General features: G+C 61.2%; 19 protein-coding genes. 5 read left to right on the top strand and 14 right to left on the bottom strand.

Annotated elements, in window-relative coordinates:
• Positions 1 to 48: 48 nt before the first annotated feature.
• From ACA065_RS02660 to ACA065_RS02615, 10 genes are all read right to left on the bottom strand, one after another.
• The gene (locus tag ACA065_RS02660) at positions 49 to 1,236 is read right to left on the bottom strand and encodes an ATP phosphoribosyltransferase regulatory subunit (RefSeq protein WP_497693198.1); all 1,188 of its coding nucleotides are present in this window, start codon (positions 1,234 to 1,236) and stop codon (positions 49 to 51) included.
• 305 nt (positions 1,237 to 1,541) lie between these two features.
• Entirely contained in the window at positions 1,542 to 2,408 is an 867-nt protein-coding gene (hflC, locus tag ACA065_RS02655; protein WP_110622580.1) for a protease modulator HflC, read from the bottom strand.
• Positions 2,408 to 3,583, bottom strand: a complete 1,176-nt coding sequence (gene hflK, locus ACA065_RS02650; protein ID WP_106577626.1) for an FtsH protease activity modulator HflK — start codon at positions 3,581 to 3,583, stop codon at positions 2,408 to 2,410. Before hflK ends, hflC begins: the two co-directional genes overlap by 1 nt.
• Before the next feature lie 96 nt (positions 3,584 to 3,679).
• A complete protein-coding gene (gene hflX, locus ACA065_RS02645) occupies positions 3,680 to 4,981 on the bottom strand; it encodes a ribosome rescue GTPase HflX (RefSeq protein WP_497693197.1) in 1,302 nt (433 codons plus the stop codon).
• A gap of 12 nt (positions 4,982 to 4,993) precedes the next feature.
• Positions 4,994 to 5,254 (bottom strand): RNA chaperone Hfq, encoded by a 261-nt coding sequence (gene hfq / locus ACA065_RS02640; protein WP_159953882.1) that lies wholly within the window; start codon positions 5,252 to 5,254, stop codon positions 4,994 to 4,996.
• Positions 5,255 to 5,347: 93 nt separating this feature from the next.
• Positions 5,348 to 6,319, bottom strand: coding sequence for a tRNA (adenosine(37)-N6)-dimethylallyltransferase MiaA (miaA, locus tag ACA065_RS02635; protein WP_497693196.1), 972 nt, complete (start codon positions 6,317 to 6,319; stop codon positions 5,348 to 5,350).
• A complete protein-coding gene (gene mutL / locus ACA065_RS02630) occupies positions 6,319 to 8,232 on the bottom strand; it encodes a DNA mismatch repair endonuclease MutL (protein WP_497693195.1) in 1,914 nt (637 codons plus the stop codon). The genes miaA and mutL overlap by 1 nt, the downstream gene beginning before the upstream one ends.
• Entirely contained in the window at positions 8,232 to 9,653 is a 1,422-nt protein-coding gene (locus ACA065_RS02625; RefSeq protein ID WP_159953879.1) for an N-acetylmuramoyl-L-alanine amidase, read from the bottom strand. Before ACA065_RS02625 ends, mutL begins: the two co-directional genes overlap by 1 nt.
• A gap of 15 nt (positions 9,654 to 9,668) precedes the next feature.
• On the bottom strand, positions 9,669 to 10,139 hold the full coding sequence (gene tsaE / locus ACA065_RS02620; protein WP_497693194.1) for a tRNA (adenosine(37)-N6)-threonylcarbamoyltransferase complex ATPase subunit type 1 TsaE: 471 nt from the start codon (positions 10,137 to 10,139) through the stop codon (positions 9,669 to 9,671).
• A complete protein-coding gene (locus ACA065_RS02615) occupies positions 10,127 to 10,987 on the bottom strand; it encodes an NAD(P)H-hydrate dehydratase (RefSeq protein WP_497693193.1) in 861 nt (286 codons plus the stop codon). The genes tsaE and ACA065_RS02615 overlap by 13 nt, the downstream gene beginning before the upstream one ends.
• Positions 10,988 to 11,050: 63 nt before the next feature.
• Between ACA065_RS02615 and queG the strand changes: the two genes are divergently transcribed.
• The gene (queG, locus tag ACA065_RS02610; protein WP_497693192.1) at positions 11,051 to 12,115 is read left to right on the top strand and encodes a tRNA epoxyqueuosine(34) reductase QueG; all 1,065 of its coding nucleotides are present in this window, start codon (positions 11,051 to 11,053) and stop codon (positions 12,113 to 12,115) included.
• Here queG and ACA065_RS02605 read toward each other — a convergent pair.
• Both ACA065_RS02605 and orn read right to left on the bottom strand, forming a co-directional pair.
• Positions 12,112 to 12,729, bottom strand: coding sequence for a trimeric intracellular cation channel family protein (locus ACA065_RS02605; protein ID WP_169875734.1), 618 nt, complete (start codon positions 12,727 to 12,729; stop codon positions 12,112 to 12,114). The two genes, queG and ACA065_RS02605, sit on opposite strands and share 4 nt — an antisense overlap.
• A gap of 191 nt (positions 12,730 to 12,920) precedes the next feature.
• Positions 12,921 to 13,463 carry an oligoribonuclease gene (orn, locus tag ACA065_RS02600; RefSeq protein WP_056860533.1) on the bottom strand — a complete coding sequence of 181 codons (543 nt, stop codon included), beginning with the start codon at positions 13,461 to 13,463 and terminating at the stop codon, positions 12,921 to 12,923.
• Positions 13,464 to 13,571: 108 nt separating this feature from the next.
• Between orn and rsgA the strand changes: the two genes are divergently transcribed.
• On the top strand, positions 13,572 to 14,603 hold the full coding sequence (gene rsgA / locus ACA065_RS02595; RefSeq protein WP_003171340.1) for a small ribosomal subunit biogenesis GTPase RsgA: 1,032 nt from the start codon (positions 13,572 to 13,574) through the stop codon (positions 14,601 to 14,603).
• 49 nt (positions 14,604 to 14,652) lie between these two features.
• Here rsgA and motB read toward each other — a convergent pair whose 3' ends face one another.
• Both motB and motA read right to left on the bottom strand, forming a co-directional pair.
• Positions 14,653 to 15,681: a flagellar motor protein MotB gene (gene motB / locus ACA065_RS02590; RefSeq protein WP_497693191.1), complete on the bottom strand. Its 1,029-nt coding sequence runs from the start codon at positions 15,679 to 15,681 to the stop codon at positions 14,653 to 14,655.
• A gap of 3 nt (positions 15,682 to 15,684) precedes the next feature.
• A complete protein-coding gene (motA, locus tag ACA065_RS02585) occupies positions 15,685 to 16,536 on the bottom strand; it encodes a flagellar motor stator protein MotA (protein WP_497693190.1) in 852 nt (283 codons plus the stop codon).
• A 166-nt stretch (positions 16,537 to 16,702) separates the two neighbouring features.
• On the opposite strand from motA, the gene ACA065_RS02580 reads away from it, so the two are divergent.
• The 3 genes from ACA065_RS02580 to asd are packed head-to-tail and all read left to right on the top strand — an operon-like array spanning position 16,703 to position 19,988.
• Complete coding sequence (locus ACA065_RS02580) at positions 16,703 to 18,238, top strand: HDOD domain-containing protein (protein ID WP_497693189.1); 1,536 nt, start codon at positions 16,703 to 16,705, stop codon at positions 18,236 to 18,238.
• Between the two features lie 57 nt (positions 18,239 to 18,295).
• Complete coding sequence (locus tag ACA065_RS02575; protein ID WP_497693188.1) at positions 18,296 to 19,111, top strand: rhodanese-like domain-containing protein; 816 nt, start codon at positions 18,296 to 18,298, stop codon at positions 19,109 to 19,111.
• Between the two features lie 16 nt (positions 19,112 to 19,127).
• Positions 19,128 to 19,988, top strand: a complete 861-nt coding sequence (asd, locus tag ACA065_RS02570) for an archaetidylserine decarboxylase (protein ID WP_497693187.1) — start codon at positions 19,128 to 19,130, stop codon at positions 19,986 to 19,988.
• Positions 19,989 to 20,130: the final 142 nt, after the last annotated feature.

Genomic DNA, 20,130 nt, shown 5'->3' with positions numbered 1-20,130 from the left:
TGTCCTCATTCGCGCAAACTTGGTGCCGGCGATGGCCGGCAGGAAAACTCAAGAAGCCAGTGGCGAAACTTGCCAAAGCCCGTTCTGCAGAATCAATTGCCGGTCGCAGTCCGCATCACGGGCGGCGGCCAATGGCTGCCCAGGCAAAGCCTGGACAACACGCTGACCCTCACTGCGCAACTGGCAAACCTGCTGCCAGAGTGCTGCGTCCGTACTGTCGGGCATCCAGATGCCACCAGACGGCAGCTCGACCTCAGCACGCCCCAGGGTCACCAGGGTTTTCAAATCGGTGGAAAAGCCGGTCGCCGGACGTGCGCGACCGAAATCGGCGCCGATATCGTCATAACGACCGCCTTGGGCGATGGCTTGGCCAACACCCGGTACAAATACGGCGAACACTACACCGGTGTGGTAGTGGTAGCCGCGCAACTCGCCCAGGTCAAAATACAGCGGCAACTCCGGGAACCGCGCCGACAACCGCTCGGCAATCGCCAGCACGTCATCCAGCGCCGCCAATACTGGCGCCGGCGCATTGGCCAGGCGCTCACGGGCAGCCACCAGCACTTCACGGCCGCCGCACAGGTTGACCAGTGCGCGCAGCATGTCGGCGAGGTCAGCCGGCACACCCTCGGTGAGGGCGATGACTTCATCGATGGCCTTGCGCTGCAGGGCATCGAACAACTGTTGCTCCACTTCACCGGATAAACCGGCTGCACGGGCCAGGCCACGGTAAATACCCACGTGGCCCAGGTCCATGTGCACATCCGGCACATCCGCCAGCTGCAGCATGGCCAGCATCAAGCTGATCACTTCAACGTCGCTGCTCGGGCTGGCATCACCGTACAACTCGGCGCCCAGCTGGATCGGGCTACGCGAAGACGACAAGGCACGCGGCTGAGCATGCAGCACGCTGCCGGCGTAGCACAGGCGGCTCGGGCCTTCGCGGCGCAAGGTGTGCGCATCGATACGCGCCACTTGCGGCGTGATGTCGGCACGAAAGCCCATTTGCCGGCCCGACTGCGGGTCGATGACCTTGAAGGTGCGCAGATCCAGGTCCTGGCCCGCGCCTGTCAGCAGGGATTCCAGGTACTCGATATGGGGAGTCACGACAAACTCGTAACCCCAGCTCTGGAACAGATCCAACACCTGGCGACGCGCTACTTCAATGCGCGCAGCTTCTGGTGGCAGTACTTCTTCGATGCCATCTGGCAGCAGCCAGCGGTCTACCGTTGCCATTACGCCATTCCCCTATGATCCGGGCGGCCAGCCCTCGGCCGAGCCTTGAGTGAAGCAGAAAATGCCCGGCCCCCGCGTAAACAACGCGCAAGAACGACGTGACGAAATGGCCTGCTAGCGGCCTCGTCGGGCACTTTCCTCGAAAAACCTGTGGCGTCTGCGGCGCACAACAACAATCAAACATGCAGACGCAAAAAAGCCGGGAATTTCCCGGCTGCCGCATCATACACCCGTTTTCTGAAAGGATCACCCCGCCAGGCATTTTAGCCGCCCGACGGAGTGGGTCCTACAGAATCACCGGCTGGTTACTTGGACTTTTCCAGGTAGCGGAAGAAGTCGCTGCTTGGGTCCAGCACCATGACGTCGGTTTTGTTCGCGAAGCTTTCACGGTAGGCGCGCAGGCTACGATAGAACGCGTAGAACTCCTGGTCCTGGCCATAAGCCTTGGCATAGATCGACGCCGCTTGAGCATCGCCATCACCACGGGCCTCTTCAGACTCGCGATAAGCTTCTGCCAGCAGTACACGGCGCTGACGGTCGGCATCCGCACGGATACCTTCAGCCAACTCGTTACCCTTGGCGCGGTGCTCACGGGCTTCACGCTCACGCTCGGTGCTCATACGCTCGAACACGCTGCGGTTCACTTCCTTGGGCAGGTCGATCGCCTTGACCCGAACATCGACAACTTCGATGCCCAGCTCTTTTTCAGCCATGGTGTTCAACGAGCGTGTGATGTCAGCCATCAGCGCATCACGTTCACCGGATACCACCTCGTGCAGGGTGCGCTTACCAAACTGGTCACGCAGGCCCGATTCCAGACGGCGCGACAAGCGCTCGTCGGCAATCTGCTTGAGGCCGGAAGTCGCAGTGTAGAAGCGCTCGGCATCCTTGACGCGCCACTTGGCGTAGGCGTCAACCATCACGGCTTTCTTTTCCAGGGTCAGGAAGCGCTGTGTCGGTGCATCCAGGGTCATCAGGCGGCCGTCAAACTTGCGCACCTGGTTCACGTAGGGGACTTTCACATGCAGGCCCGGCTGGACATCTGCCTGGACCACACGACCGAATTGCAGCAACACCGCGCGCTCGGTCTGAGACACGATGTAGAAGCAGTTCCAGGCAGCGATGACCACGACGACGCCCACAATCAGGGCGGTCAGCGATTTATTGCTCATCAACGACTCTCCCTGGTACGTGTTTGCTGTTGCAGCAAGTCAGCGGCCGCACGGGCGCTCGCTTCGTTGGCAGCAGCGGTCGAACCGGTAGCCGGCGCGCTGGTACTGCTACGACCACCTTCGATCATCTTGTCCAGCGGCAGGTACAGCAGGTTGTTCTGCCCACCCTTGCTGCCGGTCACGAGAACCTTGCTGGTGTTGCTGAAGACTTCCTGCATGGTGTCCAGGTACAGACGCTCACGCGTGACTTCCGGAGCCTTGCGGTACTCGGCGACCAGCTTGGTGAAGCGATCCGCCTCACCCTTGGCGCGCGAGACCACTTCATCGCGGTAACCGTTGGCATCCTCAAGGATACGCTGGGCCTGACCACGGGCTTCCGGCACAACGCCGTTGGCGTAGGTTTCAGCCTGGTTGCGCGAACGCTGCTCGTCTTCACGGGCGCGGATCACGTCATCAAAGGCTTCCTGCACTTCGCGCGGTGCAGCTGCGCTCTGTACGTTCACCTGGGTGACGGTGATACCGGTGCGATACGTATCGAGGAACCGCTGCAGGCGCTCCTTGATCTCACTGGCCATCAACTCACGACCTTCAGTCAGCACCTGGTCCATGGCGGTAGAACCCACCACGTGGCGCAGGGCGCTTTCGGTTGCGTGTTGCAGGCTGATCTCTGGCTGATCAACGTTCAGCACGAAATCCTGCAGGTTGCTGATCTTGTACTGCACGGTCAGCGGCACTTCGACGATGTTCTCGTCTTCGGTCAGCATCTGGCCCTGCTTGGTGTAGGCACGCTCACGCGTGACGTTCTCCATGTACTTCTTGTCGATCGGGGGGAAATAGATGTTCAGGCCGGGGCCGACAGTCTCGTAGTACTTGCCGAAGCGCAGCACCACGGCTTGCTCCTGCTCGTCGACTACGTAAACCGCGCTGTACAGCCACACGGCTGCGAGCACGACAAGACCCAGGCCCAGCAGGCCATAGCCACCGCCCTTGCTTGTGCGACCGCCGTCGTCACCACCACGTTTTTTCCCACCACCGAACAACCCATTCAGGCTTTCCTGCAGCTTTCGGAAGGCCTCGTCGAGATCTGGTGGCCCCTTGCGGTCGCCATTATTGCGGCGTTTACCACCCCAAGGATCCTGATTATTCGAGTTGCCACCCGGCTCATTCCAAGCCATAGCGCTCTCCATCTGATAAAGCAAAGACGCACCCACGGCGCGCCGACCAATGCTACAGAATGCCTGCTGCTGCGGCACAACCGCTTTAGGAGGCTTTTATTGCAAAGTGTGTTGTTCGATGAACTCCGTCGGCACCACACCTTCACGGCTGACCAGCCGATTCAGCTCCGAGCGCGGCAATCGAACGGCCAGCAAGCTGACACCTTCTTCGTCGTATTCTTCTTTCTGTACGGCGCCCAACTCGAAAAACTGTGCACGCAGTCGAGCAAAACGCTGAGGCAAGCGCAAGGTGCCGACGAACAAATCGCTGCCCAGCAACTCGGCAATGGCTTGTTCAAGCAATTCCAAACCACTGCCATCGCGCGCCGACAGCCAGACCCGCTGGGGCTTGCCGTCCTCGTCGCGCTGAATTTGTGGCTCAACGCCCTCAAGCAAATCGAGTTTGTTATAGACCTCGAGGATCGGCAAGTCCTGTGCACCAATCTCGCCCAGCACCACCATCACCTGTTCAATCTGCAACATGCGATCCGGTTCAGCCGCATCGATCACGTGCAACAGCAAGTCGGAATTGCTCGACTCTTCGAGCGTAGACCGAAACGCCTCGACCAGCTTGTGAGGCAGGTGACGAATGAAGCCTACAGTATCGGCCAGGACAATCGGCCCCAAGTCGTCCAGTTCCAGACGACGCAAGGTCGGGTCGAGGGTAGCGAACAGTTGGTCGGCCGCGTACACGTCCGATTTCGTCACGTTATTGAACAGGGTGGATTTGCCGGCGTTGGTATAGCCCACCAGGGAAACGGTAGGGATATCCGCACGCATACGGCCACGACGCGATTGTTCGCGCTGGCTGCGCACCTTCTCCAGGCGGCCCTTGATCTGGCGCAGGCGCACCCGCAGCAGACGTCGGTCGGTTTCCAGTTGGGTTTCGCCCGGACCGCGCATGCCGATACCGCCACCCTGACGCTCAAGGTGAGTCCAGCCGCGAACCAGCCGGGTGCTCATGTGGTCAAGCTGGGCCAGTTCTACCTGGAGCTTGCCCTCATGGGTACGGGCGCGCTGGGCGAAAATATCGAGAATCAGACCGGTGCGGTCGATCACGCGACACTCGAAAACACGTTCGAGGTTACGTTCCTGACTGGGCGTAAGGGTGTGATTGAAGATCACCAGATCGGCTTCTTCGGCATGAACCAGCTCGCGCAGTTCCTCGACCTTGCCGCTGCCGATCAGGAATTTGGCGGTTGGCCGATGACGCGGCACGTTAAAAAACGCAACGGTCTCGGCGCCGGCCGAATTTGCCAACTCCTGAAACTCCTGCGGATCTTCGCGCGCCTCAGGGTCCTGTCCATCCAAGTGAACGAGGATCACTCGCTCACCACCACCGTGGCGCTCAAAGAACAAAGGAGACTCCTATCAGGCGTTACCTGGCTCAGCGTCACCGGCTTCATCACCAGCTGCGCTAGGCAGACGGATAGGACGAACTGGAACTACTGTCGAGATAGCGTGCTTGTAAACCATCTGGCTGACGGTGTTTTTCAGCAGGATCACGAACTGGTCGAACGACTCGATCGTGCCTTGCAGCTTGATCCCGTTGACCAGGTAGATGGAAACCCCCACTTTCTCTTTACGTAAAGTATTCAAGTAAGGGTCTTGTAGCGAATGCCCTTTTGACATGTGCCGCACTCCTTTAAGGATCAATAATAAAATTCGGAAAATAGATAGCTTATGGCCGTCACACCCCCAAGGATAGACGGCAATTGCAAGGACTCAGCTCAATATGGAGACCGTTCCCAAGTATTTCAAGGCGCGTGACAGATTGTCGCTGTCCAGGCTGTCCAACCAGTGCAAATCGCTCCAGCTGCGCAACCAGGTGAACTGGCGCTTCGCCAATTGGCGCGTGGCAATGATGCCGCGCTCCTGCATTTCGGCTGACGTCAGCTTGCCATCCAGATGATCCCAGACTTGGCGGTAGCCAACAGCACGTATCGACGGTAACCCAGCATGCAGGTCACCTCGGGAACGCAGTGCTACGACCTCCTCCACAAACCCCTGTTCCAACATAATTGTGAATCTTTGTGCAATTCGTTCATGCAGCACCTGACGATTTGCCGGAGCAATGGCCAGATTCGCCACAGTATAGGGCAATACTGACTGTCCAGATGCGCCTGCGTCAGCACTTTGCGCAGTTTGTTTCAGCCGATGTTCAGTCATGGTCTGGCCGCTGACCCGCCAGACTTCCAGGGCGCGACTAAGGCGCTGGGGGTCATTGGGGTGAATGCGCGCCGCCGACACCGGGTCAACCGCCGCCAATTGGTCGTGCAGGGCTTGCCAGCCAAGGCGTGCAGCCTCTTCCTCAAGCTCGGCGCGCACCTGGGCGTCGGCCGGTGGCATGTCCGCCAGGCCTTCCTGCAAAGCCTTGTAGTAGAGCATCGTGCCGCCCACCAGCAGCGGAATATTGCCCCGCGCGGTGATGTCGGCCATGGCCGCCAAGGCATCCGCGCGAAAATCTGCCGCGCAATAGCTTTGGGCCGGGTCGATAATGTCGATCAGCTTATGCGGATACTCGGCCAGCAGCGCTTTGGAGGGCTTGGCCGTGCCGATGTCCATGTCCCGGTAAACCAGGGCAGAGTCAACACTGATCAGCTCGCACGGCAACACCTTGGTCAGCTCGATGGCCAGGTCGGTCTTGCCGGCGGCCGTGGGGCCCATCAGGAAGATCGCGGGGGGCAAGGCGCTCATCAACGGCCGCGCAAGAACAGTTTGTCCAGATCGTCCAGGCCCATTTGGGTCCAGGTCGGTCGGCCATGGTTGCATTGGCCGCTGCGCTCAGTGTTTTCCATGTCGCGCAGCAAGCCGTTCATTTCCGGCAAAGCCAGGCGGCGGTTGGCGCGGATGGCGCCGTGGCAGGCCATGGTGCCGAGCAGCTCATTGATGTGTGCCTGGATGCGATCACTGGTGCCGTATTCCATCAGATCCGCCAGCACGTCGGCGACCAGACGGTTAGCTTCGGCTTGCTTGAGCAATGCCGGAATCTGTCGGATCGCCAGGGTTTCCGGGCCCAGGCGCTGCAATTCGAAGCCCAGCTTCTGGAACACGCTGTGGTGCTCCTCAGCACAATCGGCTTCACGCTGGCTCACTGCCAGGGATTCGGGCACCAGCAATGGCTGGCCGCTGAGGCCTTCGCTGGCCATGGCGATTTTCAGGCGCTCGTACATGATCCGCTCATGGGCGGCGTGCATGTCCACCAGCACCAGGCCATGGGCGTTTTCCGCGAGGATGTAGATGCCCTTGAGTTGCGCCAGCGCATAGCCCAGCGGCGGGATATCACCACCGCCCTCCGGCAACGCGACAGCGCCCGGTTCGGCACCGGGCAGCGGCGCAAAAAATTCGCGGTAGGCCGCCTGGGCCTCCGCCACCGGCACCGCCGATTGCGGACGCGGCGTGTATTGATACTGGTAACCCGCACCCGACCCGGAACCCGGCGCCGTATAAGCGGGCTGTGGCTGTGGCGATTGCAGCAAATTGGCCGCCAGGCTCATTTCGCCCTGAGGGCCGAACTCACCGGCGTCCGGGCCACTAGGGCGCACCACCGCCGTCACAATCGGCGCAGACAGTTGATCGTCCGGGCGCACATCACCGAGGGCACGGTGCAAGGTGCCATACAGGAAGTCATGCACCATGCGCCCGTCACGGAAGCGCACTTCGTGCTTGGTCGGGTGCACGTTGACGTCGACCACCGACGGGTCGACCTCAAAAAACAGTACAAACGTAGGATGCCGCCCGTTGAACAGCACGTCGCGATAGGCCTGGCGCACCGCGTGAGCCACCAGTTTGTCGCGGACCGCGCGACCATTCACAAAGAAATACTGCAAGTCCGCCTGGCTACGGGAGAAGGTCGGCAACCCGACCCAACCCCACAGCCGCAAGCCATTACGTTCGATTTCAATCGGCAGTGCCTGCTCCAGGAAGCCTGCGCCGCAAATCGCCGAGACCCGCCGAGCGCGCGCAGCGTCGTCATGGGCTTCGTGCAGGCTGAGGATGGTCTTGCCGTTGTGACGCAAGTGGAACGCCACGTCGAAACGCGCCAAGGCCAGGCGCTTGATGACTTCTTGCAGGTGATCGAATTCGGTTTTTTCGGCTTTGAGGAATTTACGCCGCGCCGGGGTGTTGAAGAACAAGTCGCGCACTTCCACCGAAGTGCCCACGGGGTGCGCGGCTGGCTGGACCCGAGGCGCCATGTCACGGCCTTCGGTTTCCACCTGCCAGGCCTGCTCGGCGCTGCGGGTGCGCGAGGTCAGGGTCAGGCGCGCCACCGAGCTGATAGACGCCAAAGCCTCACCGCGAAAGCCCAGGCTCATCACCCGTTCAAGGTCTTCCAAGTCACGGATTTTGCTGGTGGCGTGACGCGCCAGGGCCAGCGGCAGGTCATCGGAAGAGATGCCGCTGCCGTCATCGCGCACCCGCAGCAGCTTGACGCCGCCCTGCTCCACGTCGACATCAATGCGCTTGGCGCCGGAGTCGATGCTGTTTTCCAGCAGTTCCTTGATCACCGACGCCGGGCGCTCAACCACCTCGCCCGCAGCAATCTGGTTGGCGAGGCGTGGGCTGAGCAGTTCGATACGCGAACCACTGTTCAAGACTGATTCGCTCATTACTGCGCCGCCAATTCGGTGCCAGGGATGGTTAACACCTGGCCAACTTTCAACTCATCGGTTTTCAGGTTATTGGCGCTGCGCAAGGTAGCGGCCGAGACCTGGAAGCGCACGGCCAGCATCGCCAGGGTGTCGCCGGGCTGCACGCGATGGTCACGCGGGCCCTGGGCGATTTTCCCGGAGTCACGCAGCCAGGCAATGTAAGTGCCCGGTGGCGGGTTCTGCTGGAAGAACTGGCGAATGCCCGCGCTGATAGAACGCGCCAACGCCTGCTGGTGGCTGGCACTGGCCAGCTTCGAGGCTTCGTTGGAGTTGGAGATAAACCCGGTTTCCACCAGGATCGATGGAATGTCCGGCGACTTCAACACCATGAACCCGGCCTGCTCCACGCGCTGCTTGTGCAAAGACGTGACGCGACCGATGTTGCTCAGGACTTTCTGGCCGACGTTCAAACTGGAGGTCAGTGACGCGGTCATCGACAGGTCGAGCAGTACGCCGGCAAGCATTTTGTCTTTGTCGTCGAGAGACACGTTGCCGGCTCCGCCGATCAAGTCGGAACGGTTTTCACTGTCAGCCAGCCAACGCGCGGTCTCGGACGTGGCGCCGCGATCCGACAGCGCAAACACCGAGGCGCCGAAGGCGGCGGCAGACGGTGCGGCGTCGGCGTGGATCGACACGAACAGGTCGGCGCCTTTCTTGCGGGCGATTTCGGTTCGGCCGCGCAACGGGATGAAGTAGTCGCCGGTGCGGGTCAGCTCGGCGCGATAGCCTTTCATGCCATTGACCTGGCGCTGCAGTTCACGGGCGATGGCCAGTACCACGTCTTTTTCATGCTGGCCGCGCGAGCCGGAGGCACCCGGGTCTTCACCACCATGGCCGGCGTCGATCACCACGATGATATCGCGCTTGCCCGCAGGCGCTGGCGGCGGCGGCGGCAGTTTGACCTGAGGCTGCGACGGGTTGACCGGCACGGCCGGCACGGTCGCAACGCTCGGGGTTGGCGCAGGCGGCGGCGCGGCATCGGCGGCGTTGTCGAACAGGTCGACCACCAAACGGTTGCCGTATTGGGCGTTAGGCGCCAGCACAAAACTTTTCGGGGTGACGGCCTTTTTCAGGTCGATGACCACACGCAGGTCGGTCGGCGTGCGCTGGGCCGAGCGCATCGCAGTAATCGGTGTGTTGGCGGTGGAGACTTTCAGCGGCGCGGCCAGGGTCGCACCGTTGATGTCGATCACCAGGCGATCAGGCGCCGTCAAGGTAAAGACGCTGTGCTGGACCGGGCCAGACAGGTCGAACACCAGTCGCGTGTTATCCGGCGCTCGCCACAGGCGAACACTTTTCACCTGTGAAGCAGCCAGAGCATTGAAAGTCATTGCCGCAAGCAACACCCCTACGACAGCAACCATCGCGCGAAAGCGCATACCTAACCCCACCAATTATTTGAATTCCAATGCCAAAGCGGCGCACCACGACTGGCCGCGCGCGCTCTGGGGCAACAACTTCAGCTGACGTCCTGATTCATGCGGCGTAATGGTAATGGTCAGGTCCGGCTTTGGCAAAAAGCCTGTGCCTTTATCTGGCCACTCGATCAGGCACAACGCATCTTCGTCGAAGTAATCACGGATGCCCATGTACTCCAACTCTTCGGGGTCGACCAGGCGATAGAGGTCAAAGTGGAAGGCTCGCACCTCACCGATCTCATAGGGTTCGACCAGGGTGAACGTCGGGCTTTTTACCGCGCCCGTATGGCCCAAGCCGCGAATAATCCCCCGCGACAGCGTGGTTTTACCCGCCCCCAAGTCGCCTTCAAGAAAGACCAGCCCAGCGCCGGCCGTAACCTGGGCGATGCGACCACCCAACGCGACCATCGCGTCTTCATCGGCCAGGAAAAGAGTTACTTCAGACACGGTGACTGCTCCTCCAGCAATTGACGAATGGCAGGTATCAGGTCGCTGGCAGCCAGGCCGCGACCAAAAGTGCCTTGGCGATCCCCGGCCGTAGCGTGCAACCACACCGCCAGGCAGCTGGCCTCATAGGCTGGCATACCTTGGGCCAGCAACGCGCCGACCACACCGCTCAACACGTCCCCCAACCCCGCAGTGGCCATCGCCGGATGGCCCTGATCACAGCGCGAAACACGCCCGTCCGGGCAGGCAATCAAACTGCCAGCACCCTTGAGGATAGCCACTGCATTGAATTTCTGGCTCAACGCGCGCGCCACCTTAAGGCGATCGGCCTGAACCTCGGCTGTCGTGATGCCCATCAAGCGCGCGGCCTCGCCAGGGTGTGGTGTGATTACCGAGTTGGCCGGCAGGCTGACACTGCCCGTGGCCAACTGATTCAACGCGTCAGCATCCCAGACTTGCGGCTGCTTGGCGTTGGCAGCGACGGAAAGCAGGCTTTTGCCCCAAGAGGCGTCACCCAGGCCAGGGCCGATGACAATCACCGAGATCTTTTCCAGCAACCCCATCAACTGGTTGGCCGAACTAACGCCCACCGTCATGACTTCTGGCAAACGCGCCAACGCGGCTGGCACGTGTTCAATACGGGTCGCCAGCGAAACCATGCCCGCGCCGCTGCGCAAGGCGCTTTCTGCACTCAATAGCGCGGCGCCGCCAAAGCCGCGGTCGCCGCCGATGACCAGCAGGTGGCCGAATTGGCCTTTATGGGCGTCCGGGGAACGTGCGGCCAGTTGCGGCAAATGGCCGTGTAACAGTGGCTGTACGTCGGTTATTGCGTGTTTTGTCTGCGGCATGCGTCTTCAAGCTCCGATGTCTGGCAGAATTATACCTATCTAACCTGCGGTTTCCCTTGTCTCATGCCTGCCATCACCACCGATCTGCCCGCCCTCGCCCAATCGATCAAAGACTGGGGCCGCGAGCTGGGCTTTCAACAAGTCGGCATCAGCGGCCTCGACCTGGCCGAGCATGAACAACACCTGCAACGTTGGCTCGACGCGGGCTACCACGGCGAGATGGACTACATGGGCGCCCATGGCAGCAAACGCTCGCATCCCGATGAATTGGTGCCGGGCACTTTGCGCGTGGTGTCGCTGCGCATGGATTATCTGCCAGGCGACACCCAAATGGCGCAATTGCTGGCCAAGCCAGAAAAAGCCTACATCTCCCGCTACGCGCTGGGCCGCGATTACCACAAGCTGATCCGCAAGCGCGTGCAGCAACTGGCTGACCGTATTCAGGCGCAAATCGGCCCGTTTGGTTTTCGCGCCTTTGTCGACAGCGCGCCGGTGCTGGAAAAAGCCATCGCCGAGCAAGCCGGTCTCGGCTGGATCGGCAAAAACACCCTGGTGCTCAATCGCAAGGCCGGCAGCTATTTCTTCTTGAGCGAGCTGTTTGTCGATTTGCCCCTGCCGGTTGACGCCCCGCACAGCACCGAGCACTGCGGCCGCTGCACCGCGTGCCTGGATATCTGCCCCACCAATGCCTTCGTCGGCCCCTATGTACTGGACGCGCGACGCTGCATTTCCTACCTCACCATCGAACTGAAGACTGCCATCCCGGAAGACTTGCGCCCATTAATCGGCAACCGCGTGTTCGGTTGCGATGACTGTCAGATCGTTTGCCCGTGGAATCGTTTCGCCCGCCCCACCGCTGAGGGCGATTTCAAGCCACGGCACAATCTGGATAACGCCGAGCTGGCCGAACTGTTTATGTGGGACGAGGATAAATTCCTCAGCAGCACCGAGGGTTCGCCGCTACGCCGCGCCGGTTATGAGCGCTGGCTGCGCAACCTGGCGGTGGGCCTGGGCAATGCGCCGTCGAGCATTCCGGTGCTGGAAGCCTTGAAGGCGCGCCGGGACTATCCCTCCGAGTTAGTGCGTGAACACGTGGAATGGGCGCTGAACCAGCACGCCAACCGCTAGTGCACGTCGTCGTTGTAGACGAACTTGGGCATTTCCCAGTGAAACCGTATCGCCAGCAGGCGCAATAGAAAGCCGCTGAACAAGGTCAGCAGAATCGCTTGCTCGCTCGGCAGCTCCAGATAAAGACACAGCATGTAAAACCACGCGGCCAGGAACGACACGCTGGCATACAGCTCACGGCGGAAGATCAGTGGGATGTCGTTGCAGAAGATATCCCGCAGGATGCCGCCGAACACCCCGGTGATCACGCCGCTGACCGAAGCCACCAACATGCCGTGGCCCATTTCCAGGGCGGTCATGCAGCCGATCAACGTGAACGCCACCAGGCCGACGGCATCCAGCGCCAGGAACAACGAGCGCAGATGACGCATCAACGGCGCGATAAAGATCGTTACCAATGCCGCGATAGAGGTCAGTACCAGGTATTCCGGGTGCTTGACCCACGTCAACGGGTAATGCCCCAACAGCACATCGCGCACCGAACCGCCGCCCAGGGCGGTGACGCAGGCGATCAGTACCACACCAAACCAGTCCATGCCGCGCCGCCCGGCAGACAAGGCCCCGGTCATGGCTTCGGCGGTGATGGCGATGAGGTAGAGCATCAACAGCATGATGGCGATCCTTGCAAAGAGGCGCGCAGTCTAATCATTTGGTGATGGCACCAAAAGAGGGCGTATGGCGAAAGACCGAGGCGCGCCCTTCGCGAGCAAGCCCGCTCCCACATTTGACCGAGTTCCACCTTTGGAATGCAGTCGAATGTGGGAGCGGGCTTGCTCGCGAAGGCGCCGGGCCGGGCGCCACATATTCAAGCCTTGATGAAATGCTTACGGTAATGCTGCAACTCAGCAATCGATTCGCGAATATCATCCAACGCCAAGTGAGTGCTGCCTTTATGGAAGCTGTCCTTAACTTCCGGCGCCCAACGTGCAGCCAGCTCTTTCAAGGTGGACACATCCAGGTTGCGATAATGGAAGTAGCTTTCCAGCCCTTTCATATGCGTATAAAGGAAGCGGCGGTCCTGGCAGATGCTGTTGCCGCAGATCGGCGATTTGCCCTTGGGCACCCACTTTTCCAGGAAAGCGATGGTTTCGGCTTCGGCGTCGCGCATGCTGATGCGGCTGTCGCGCACGCGCTGGGTCAGGCCGGAATTGCCGTGGGTGCGGGTGTTCCACTCGTCCATGGTGGCGAGTACGGCGTCGCTGTGGTGGATGGCGATCACCGGACCTTCGGCCAAGGTGTTGAGGTTGCTGTCGGTGACAATCGTCGCCATCTCGATGATGACGTCGGTGTCGGGGTTCAGACCGGTCATTTCCAGATCGATCCAAATCAGGTTCTGTGGGTTTTGCATGGCTTGATTCTCTTTGCACCTTGGCGTAGCTGCGCAGTTTAGCAGGCGGGGCCGTGCTAGACTCGCGACCGTTTTACCTAACCTTTGCATTATCGACACGGAACACCAATGGCCAAACGCCAGCTCAATCGTCGCCAAAACTGGCGCATCGAAAAGATTCAAGGTGAACGCGCCGCTCGCGCCGCCAAACGTGAATCCTCCGCCGTGGAAGCGCTCGAAGGCGGCGACCTGGGCCCCGAACAAACGGGCCTGGTGATCGCGCACTTTGGTGTGCAGGTCGAAGTCGAGGCGCTGGAAGGCGAACTCGCAGGCTCTGTTTCCCGTTGCCACTTGCGCGCCAACCTGCCGGCGCTGGTGACTGGCGACAAGGTTGTGTGGCGTGCCGGCAACCAGGGCATCGGCGTGATCGTCGCCCAGTTGCCGCGCACCACCGAACTGCGCCGCCCCGACAGCCGTGGCCAACTCAAGCCGGTGGCGGCCAACGTCGACATGATCGTGATCGTGTTCGCGCCACTGCCCGAGCCGCATGCCAACCTGATCGACCGCTATTTGGTCGCAGCCGAGCATGCCGGTATTCGCCCGCTGTTGCTGCTGAACAAATTCGACCTGATCGACGAGCAGAACGCCCCGGCGCTCAACGCGCTGCTGGCGGTCTACCGCACCTTGGGTTACCCGGTGCTGGAAGTCTCGGCGCATCACGGCAACGGCATGGAACAACTGCAACAGCAGTTGGACGGGCGCATCAGTGTGTTCGTCGGCCAGTCGGGCGTGGGCAAGTCATCGCTGGTCAACAGCCTGTTGCCGGAAGTCGACACCCGCGTCGGCCCGCTCTCGGAGCTGTCCGGCCAGGGCACCCACACCACCACCACCGCGCGGTTGTTCCACTTCCCTGGCGGCGGCGAGTTGATCGACTCCCCAGGCATCCGTGAATTCGGCCTCGGCCACGTCAGCCGCAGCGATGTGGAAGCGGGCTTCATCGAGTTCAACGACCTGATCGGCACCTGCCGCTTCCGCGACTGCAAACACGACCGCGAGCCAGGCTGTGCACTGCTCAAGGCCCTGGAAGACGGCCGCGTGCAGCAGCAGCGGATGAACAGCTACCGGTCGATTATTGCGAGCTTGCCGGAGAGCAGTTACTAGATCGCACTGACAAAAAGGCCGCGATCATCGCGGCCTTTTTGCATGTGGATTACGACCCGGGCGCCGGCGTAGGCGCCGTAGGATCTTTTACCCCACCATCATCAAACAGGTTCAGCTTCTGGCGCAGCTCATGCGCCGGCAGCGGCTCCTGCCCCGGCGGAATAGCGTTCGGGTCGGCCGGCACTTCGCCTGGCGCGCCTTCGCCTTGGGTCGGCGCCGCTGGCGCTGCACCTTGATCGCCTTCAATCGCGCGCTGGGCCTTTTTGGTCAGCACAACGATATCGATGCGACGGTTGAACGGGTTGAACGGATCCTTGGGATCAAACAGCTGCGAGGAGGCAAAACCCACCACGCGTGCCACTTGCGGGTCCGGGTAGCTGCCCGCGACCAGCGCACGGCGGGCGGCGTTGGCGCGGTTGGCTGAGAGTTCCCAGTTGCCGAAGTCGCCCTGGCCCGCATAGGGCTTGGCGTCGGTGTGGCCGCTGATGCTGATCTTGTTCGGCACCGCCTTGATGGTGTCGGCCATGGCCAGCAGGATGTCTTCAAAGTACGGCTTCAAGCGCGCGCTGCCGGAATCGAACATCGGCCGGTTGGCGGCGTCGGTGATCTGGATGCGCAGGCCTTCGGGGGTGATTTCGAAGGAAATCTGGTCCTTGAACTTCAGCAGCTGCGGGTTCTCTTCAACCTTGGTCTGCAACTCCTGCAGCAACAGTTCCAGGCGTTCCTGCTCGACCTGCTCGGCCATGGCCTCGACGGTGTCGCGCTCGATCGGGATTTTTTCCTGCGGCGCTTCGGTCTTGACCTCGGGGTTGATGGTGCGCTCAGGCGCCAGCTGCGGCGAACCGCCCAGGTCGATTACAAACGGCGTGCCACTTTCCGAAAAGCCAATCGGGTCTTTGAAGTAACCGGCAATGGCGATCTTCTGTTCGGGTGTGGCGGTCGACATCAGCCACAGCACCAGGAAGAACGCCATCATCGCCGTCGCAAAGTCGGCGAAGGCGATTTTCCAGGCGCCGCCATGGTGCCCCGCAGCGAAGCGCTTGACGCGCTTGATGATTATCGGCTGGTTGTTTTCCATGACTTAGCGACCGCGAACCGCTTGTTCCAGCTCGGCAAAACTTGGCCGGTGCTTGGGGTACAGCACCTTGCGACCGAACTCTACTGCCAGCGAAGGCGGCATGCCGGAAGCGGAAGCAACCAGGCTGGCCTTGATCGACTCGTACAGGTTGATTTCTTCCTTGGCATCGTGGGCCAGGGACGTGGCCAGCGGGCCGAAGAAGCCGTAAGCCGCAAGAATACCGAAGAACGTACCCACCAGCGCCGCACCTACGTGCATGCCGATGGCCGCCTGGTCACCCTCGCCCAACGAGGCCATGGTCACCACGATACCGAGTACCGCCGCGACGATACCAAAGCCGGGCATGCCGTCGGCGATGCCGGTCACGGCGTGCGAGGGGTGTTCCAGCTCTTCTTTAAGGCTGAACAGCTCCATGTCGAACAAGCCTTCCAGCTCGTGCGGCGCCATGTTGCCGGAGGACATGATGCGCAGGTAATCACAGATGTAGGCGGTCATGCGCTCATCTTTGAGCACTGCCGGGTACTTGGCGAAAATCGGGCTGGCGGCGGCGTCTTCAATGTCGCCTTCGATGGCCATCATGCCTTCGCGGCGGCTCTTGTTGAGGATCTCGTAGATCAACCCCAGCACTTCCAAATAGAAGGTGTGGGAGAAGCGCGAGCTGAACATGCCCAACGACTTCTTGATCACGTGCATGGTCATGTAGCCGGGGTTGGCCTGCAAGAATGCGCCAAACGCGGCACCGCCGATAATCAGCACTTCGAAGGGCTGGACCAGCGCGGCAATTTTACCGTGGGACAGGACGTACCCACCGAGCACACTTGCGAAGACGACAATGATGCCGATAATTTTAGCCATAGGAGATGGGTACTTGCGCCGTCGGGTTCATGGACATATTGGGTGAAGCTGAAAACTCTTGTTCTACTTATCGGCAAAACTGCGCCAGACTATAGCCCGTTAAGGCGAAAAGCCAATTCGGCCCGTTCCGGGCGTGTTGAACGCAAGTGATGATCGCGCCCCAATCATGGCTATTGAAACGACAGTCCCAAGTACCAAACCCACCACACTCGCCGCTTGGATCAAGCGCCTGGACGAGGTGCTGCTGCCCGTTCCCCAGGCCAGCCACGAGCGCGTGTGCAAAGCCATTCGCGATAGCCGCAGTTCGTTGCGAGATATTGCCGAGCTAATGCAAAACAGCCCGGCGCTGGTGCTCAGCGTCATGCGCGAGGCCAACAGCCACACGCATGGCAGCATGGCCGAACCGGCGGAAAATCTCGAAGTGGCGCTCAACCGCCTGGGCCTCAAGCGCGCCGAGGAATTGTTGGTGCGCCTGCCCTCGGTGCCGGAAAAAGACATCCCGGTGGCCTTGCGCCAATTGCTGCTGGTGAGCCAACACGCTTCCCAGCAAGCCAGCGGTTTGTTCGCCAGCCGCCTCGCGCGGCTGTGGCAAGACATTCACTGGGGCAGCCTGTTGTTTCTGTCGCCACTGTGGCCGATGGCCATCGCCTACCCCAAGCTCCTGGAAGAGTGGGAATTGCGCGTGATCCACAAAGGCGAGTCGGCGCGCAAGGTCGAGCAGGAGCTGTTCGGTGTGCGCTTGCTGGACGTGTGCCTGAGCTTGACCGAAACCTGGCACCTGCCGATCTGGGTCTCCCAGGGCTACAAACTGCTGCTGACCGAGCAGCGTTTGCTGGTCAAGGCGCTGCACATCGCCCGCGAAGATGACGCCCTGCGCCACCAGCAATTGCTCGACGCCGAACCCAACCTGCGCCGCTGGCTGAACCAGCCGGCCAACACCGTGCTGCTGGCCAACGGCCTGGCGATGTCGGCCCAGGAATCCTGGACCTGCCCGCACACCGAGCGCTGGCAGTACCTCACCGCGCTGTACCTGCAAGAGCCGCTGAGTGATGTGCAGCAACAGGTTCACCAGCAAGCGGTGAACAGCGCACGCACCACCTTGATGCCTGACCTCTGGCACCCGGCGCTGTCGCTGATCTGGCCGTGGCATGTGCAAAAGATCCACCGCGGCCTGTTGCCGGCACCGCCGCCCACCGCCGAATCATTGGCCGTGTGGCGTAAGCGCTGCACCGAGCTGCTGGTAGAGCCGAGCCGCTTTGCCAACGCCATGCACCTGACGACGTGCGCCAGGGAAGCCTTGGTCGCCAGCGGCATGCAGCGAGTCTTGCTGTTCATGGCCGACCGCGCCTTGAGCACCCTGCGCGTGCATCAAGCCGACGGCTTGCCCAAAGATGCCGCCAACCTGAGCCTGGATGTGGTCAACAGCACGCTGCTGCAGCGCCTGCTGGAAAAGTCTGCCCAAGTGCGCCTCACGCCGGACAATCATGCGCAGTTCTCGGCATTGCTGCCGCCGATCCTGCGTCGCCTGTTCACCGGCGAACACCTGTTGCTGCGCTCCCTGAGCTGCAACGGCAAGGTGGTGATGCTGATGGTCGCCGACCAGGGCGGCGGGCCGTTCTCGGAAACCACCGTGCAAGCCTTCGGCAAAACCGCTCAATGCATCGAGAAAGCCCTGCACAGCTTTACCAACCGCAGCGCTTGATGCTTGCGCTACAATCGCCCTCTTTTATCGCCAACATTTGTGCCCAGGAGACCTCACATGCCTGACTTCTCTAGCTTGCCGCTGGTGATCGAGTCCAGCGACCTGCTCGGTCAACTGGATGCCGAACACCTGATTCTGGTGGACCTCACCAGTGCCGCCCGCTACGCCGAAGGGCATATCCCCGGCGCGCATTTCGTTGACCCCAAGCGCACCCAATTGGGCCAGCCGCCCGCGCCCGGTTTGCTGCCGCACAAAGCCGACCTCGAAAAACTCTTCGGCGAACTGGGCCACACCCCAGACGCGACCTATGTGGTCTACGACAACGAAGGCGGCGGCTGGGCCGGCCGTTTCATCTGGATGCTCGACGTGATCGGCCACCAGAAATACCACTACCTGGACGGCGGCCTGCTGGCGTGGCTGGAGGGTAAACACCCGCTGTCCACCGAGGTGCCCGCCGCCGTCGGCGGCCCGGTCAGCCTGACCTTGCACGATGGCCCCACCGCCACCCGCGAATACCTGCAAAGCCGCCTTGGCGCGGCCGACCTTGGCATCTGGGACGCACGCGGCCCGCTGGAATACTCCGGCGAGAAGGTGCTTGCAGCCAAGGGCGGTCACATCCCCGGCGCCGTGAACTTCGAATGGACCGCTGGCATGGACAAGGCGCGCAACCTGCGTATCCGCCGCGACATGCCGCAGATCCTCGAAGACCTCGGGCTGACCAAAGACAAAGAAATCATCACCCACTGCCAGACTCACCACCGCTCTGGCTTCACCTACCTGGTGGCCAAGGCGCTCGGTTATCCGCGAGTCAAAGGTTATGCCGGTTCCTGGGGCGAATGGGGCAACCACCCCGACACCCCCGTTGAGATTTAAGGTTTAAGGACAGTTAATGAAAAAGCAGTTGTTTATCCTCAGCCAGTACTTGCTGCCGCACCACTTGCTCTCGCGCTTGGCCGGCTGCATTGCCGAGTGCCGCGTGCGCTGGTTCAAGAACGCCTTCACGGCCTGGTTCGCCAAGCGCTACCAAGTCGACATGTCGCAGGCGTTGGTTGAAGACCTGACCGCCTACGAGCATTTCAACGCCTTCTTCACCCGCGCCTTGAAAGACGGCGCACGCCCGCTGGATCAAACCCCTGGCGCGGTGTTGAGCCCAGCCGACGGTGCCGTCAGCCAGCTCGGCCCAATCGAACACGGCCGCGTGTTCCAGGCCAAGGGCCACAGCTTCAGCGTGCTGGAATTGCTGGGTGGCGACGCGGCATTGGCTGCGCCGTTCATGGGCGGCGATTTCGCCACCATCTACCTGTCGCCGAAGGACTACCACCGCGTGCACATGCCATTGGCCGGTACGCTGCGTGAGATGGTGTATGTACCGGGTCGGATTTTCTCGGTGAACCAGACCACCGCTGAAAACGTGCCGGAGTTGTTTGCACGTAACGAGCGCGTTGTCTGCCTGTTCGATACCGAACGCGGCCCGATGGCTGTGGTGTTGGTGGGCGCGATGATCGTCGCGTCGATTGAAACCGTGTGGGCCGGGCTGGTGACGCCGCCCAAGCGTGAGCTGAAAACCTTCCGCTACGACGAAGCTGCACGCGCGCCGATTCACTTGGAGAAAGGTGCGGAACTGGGCCGCTTCAAGCTGGGTTCGACGGCGATTGTGCTGTTTGGGCCGGATCAGGTTAAGTGGGCTGAAGAACTGGTGGCGGGTACGCCGGTGCAGATGGGCCAGGGTATGGCACTGCCAAAAGCCTGAGTCGAGCCGATTGAAGATCAAAATGTGGGAGCGGGCTTGCTCGCGAAAGCGGTAGATCAGTCGATATCTCTGTTGACTGTCACACCGCATTCGCGAGCAAGCCCGCTCCCACATTGACCATATTCTTTCAGTGACTACGGTG

The organism is Pseudomonas sp. LBUM1640 (genome assembly GCF_059716225.1).
Note: the sequence above shows the minus strand (reverse complement) of the source record. Positions and strands in the feature narration are given on the sequence as shown.

Excerpts from the sequence above, each read along its gene's own strand:
- hflK (WP_106577626.1), bottom strand. The coding sequence starts at position 3,583 with ATGGCTTGGAATGAGCCGGGTGGCAACTCGAATAATCAGGATCCTTGG.
- mutL (WP_497693195.1), bottom strand. The coding sequence starts at position 8,232 with ATGAGCGAATCAGTCTTGAACAGTGGTTCGCGTATCGAACTGCTCAGC.
- ACA065_RS02625 (WP_159953879.1), bottom strand. The coding sequence starts at position 9,653 with ATGCGCTTTCGCGCGATGGTTGCTGTCGTAGGGGTGTTGCTTGCGGCA.
- ACA065_RS02615 (WP_497693193.1), bottom strand. The coding sequence starts at position 10,987 with ATGCCGCAGACAAAACACGCAATAACCGACGTACAGCCACTGTTACAC.
- ACA065_RS02660 (WP_497693198.1), bottom strand. The coding sequence starts at position 1,236 with ATGGCAACGGTAGACCGCTGGCTGCTGCCAGATGGCATCGAAGAAGTA.
- hflC (WP_110622580.1), bottom strand. The coding sequence starts at position 2,408 with ATGAGCAATAAATCGCTGACCGCCCTGATTGTGGGCGTCGTCGTGGTC.
- miaA (WP_497693196.1), bottom strand. The coding sequence starts at position 6,319 with ATGAGCGCCTTGCCCCCCGCGATCTTCCTGATGGGCCCCACGGCCGCC.
- ACA065_RS02580 (WP_497693189.1), top strand. The coding sequence starts at position 16,703 with ATGGCTATTGAAACGACAGTCCCAAGTACCAAACCCACCACACTCGCC.
- motB (WP_497693191.1), bottom strand. The coding sequence starts at position 15,681 with ATGGAAAACAACCAGCCGATAATCATCAAGCGCGTCAAGCGCTTCGCT.
- hfq (WP_159953882.1), bottom strand. The coding sequence starts at position 5,254 with ATGTCAAAAGGGCATTCGCTACAAGACCCTTACTTGAATACTTTACGT.
- rsgA (WP_003171340.1), top strand. The coding sequence starts at position 13,572 with ATGGCCAAACGCCAGCTCAATCGTCGCCAAAACTGGCGCATCGAAAAG.
- orn (WP_056860533.1), bottom strand. The coding sequence starts at position 13,463 with ATGCAAAACCCACAGAACCTGATTTGGATCGATCTGGAAATGACCGGT.
- queG (WP_497693192.1), top strand. The coding sequence starts at position 11,051 with ATGCCTGCCATCACCACCGATCTGCCCGCCCTCGCCCAATCGATCAAA.
- ACA065_RS02575 (WP_497693188.1), top strand. The coding sequence starts at position 18,296 with ATGCCTGACTTCTCTAGCTTGCCGCTGGTGATCGAGTCCAGCGACCTG.
- asd (WP_497693187.1), top strand. The coding sequence starts at position 19,128 with ATGAAAAAGCAGTTGTTTATCCTCAGCCAGTACTTGCTGCCGCACCAC.
- motA (WP_497693190.1), bottom strand. The coding sequence starts at position 16,536 with ATGGCTAAAATTATCGGCATCATTGTCGTCTTCGCAAGTGTGCTCGGT.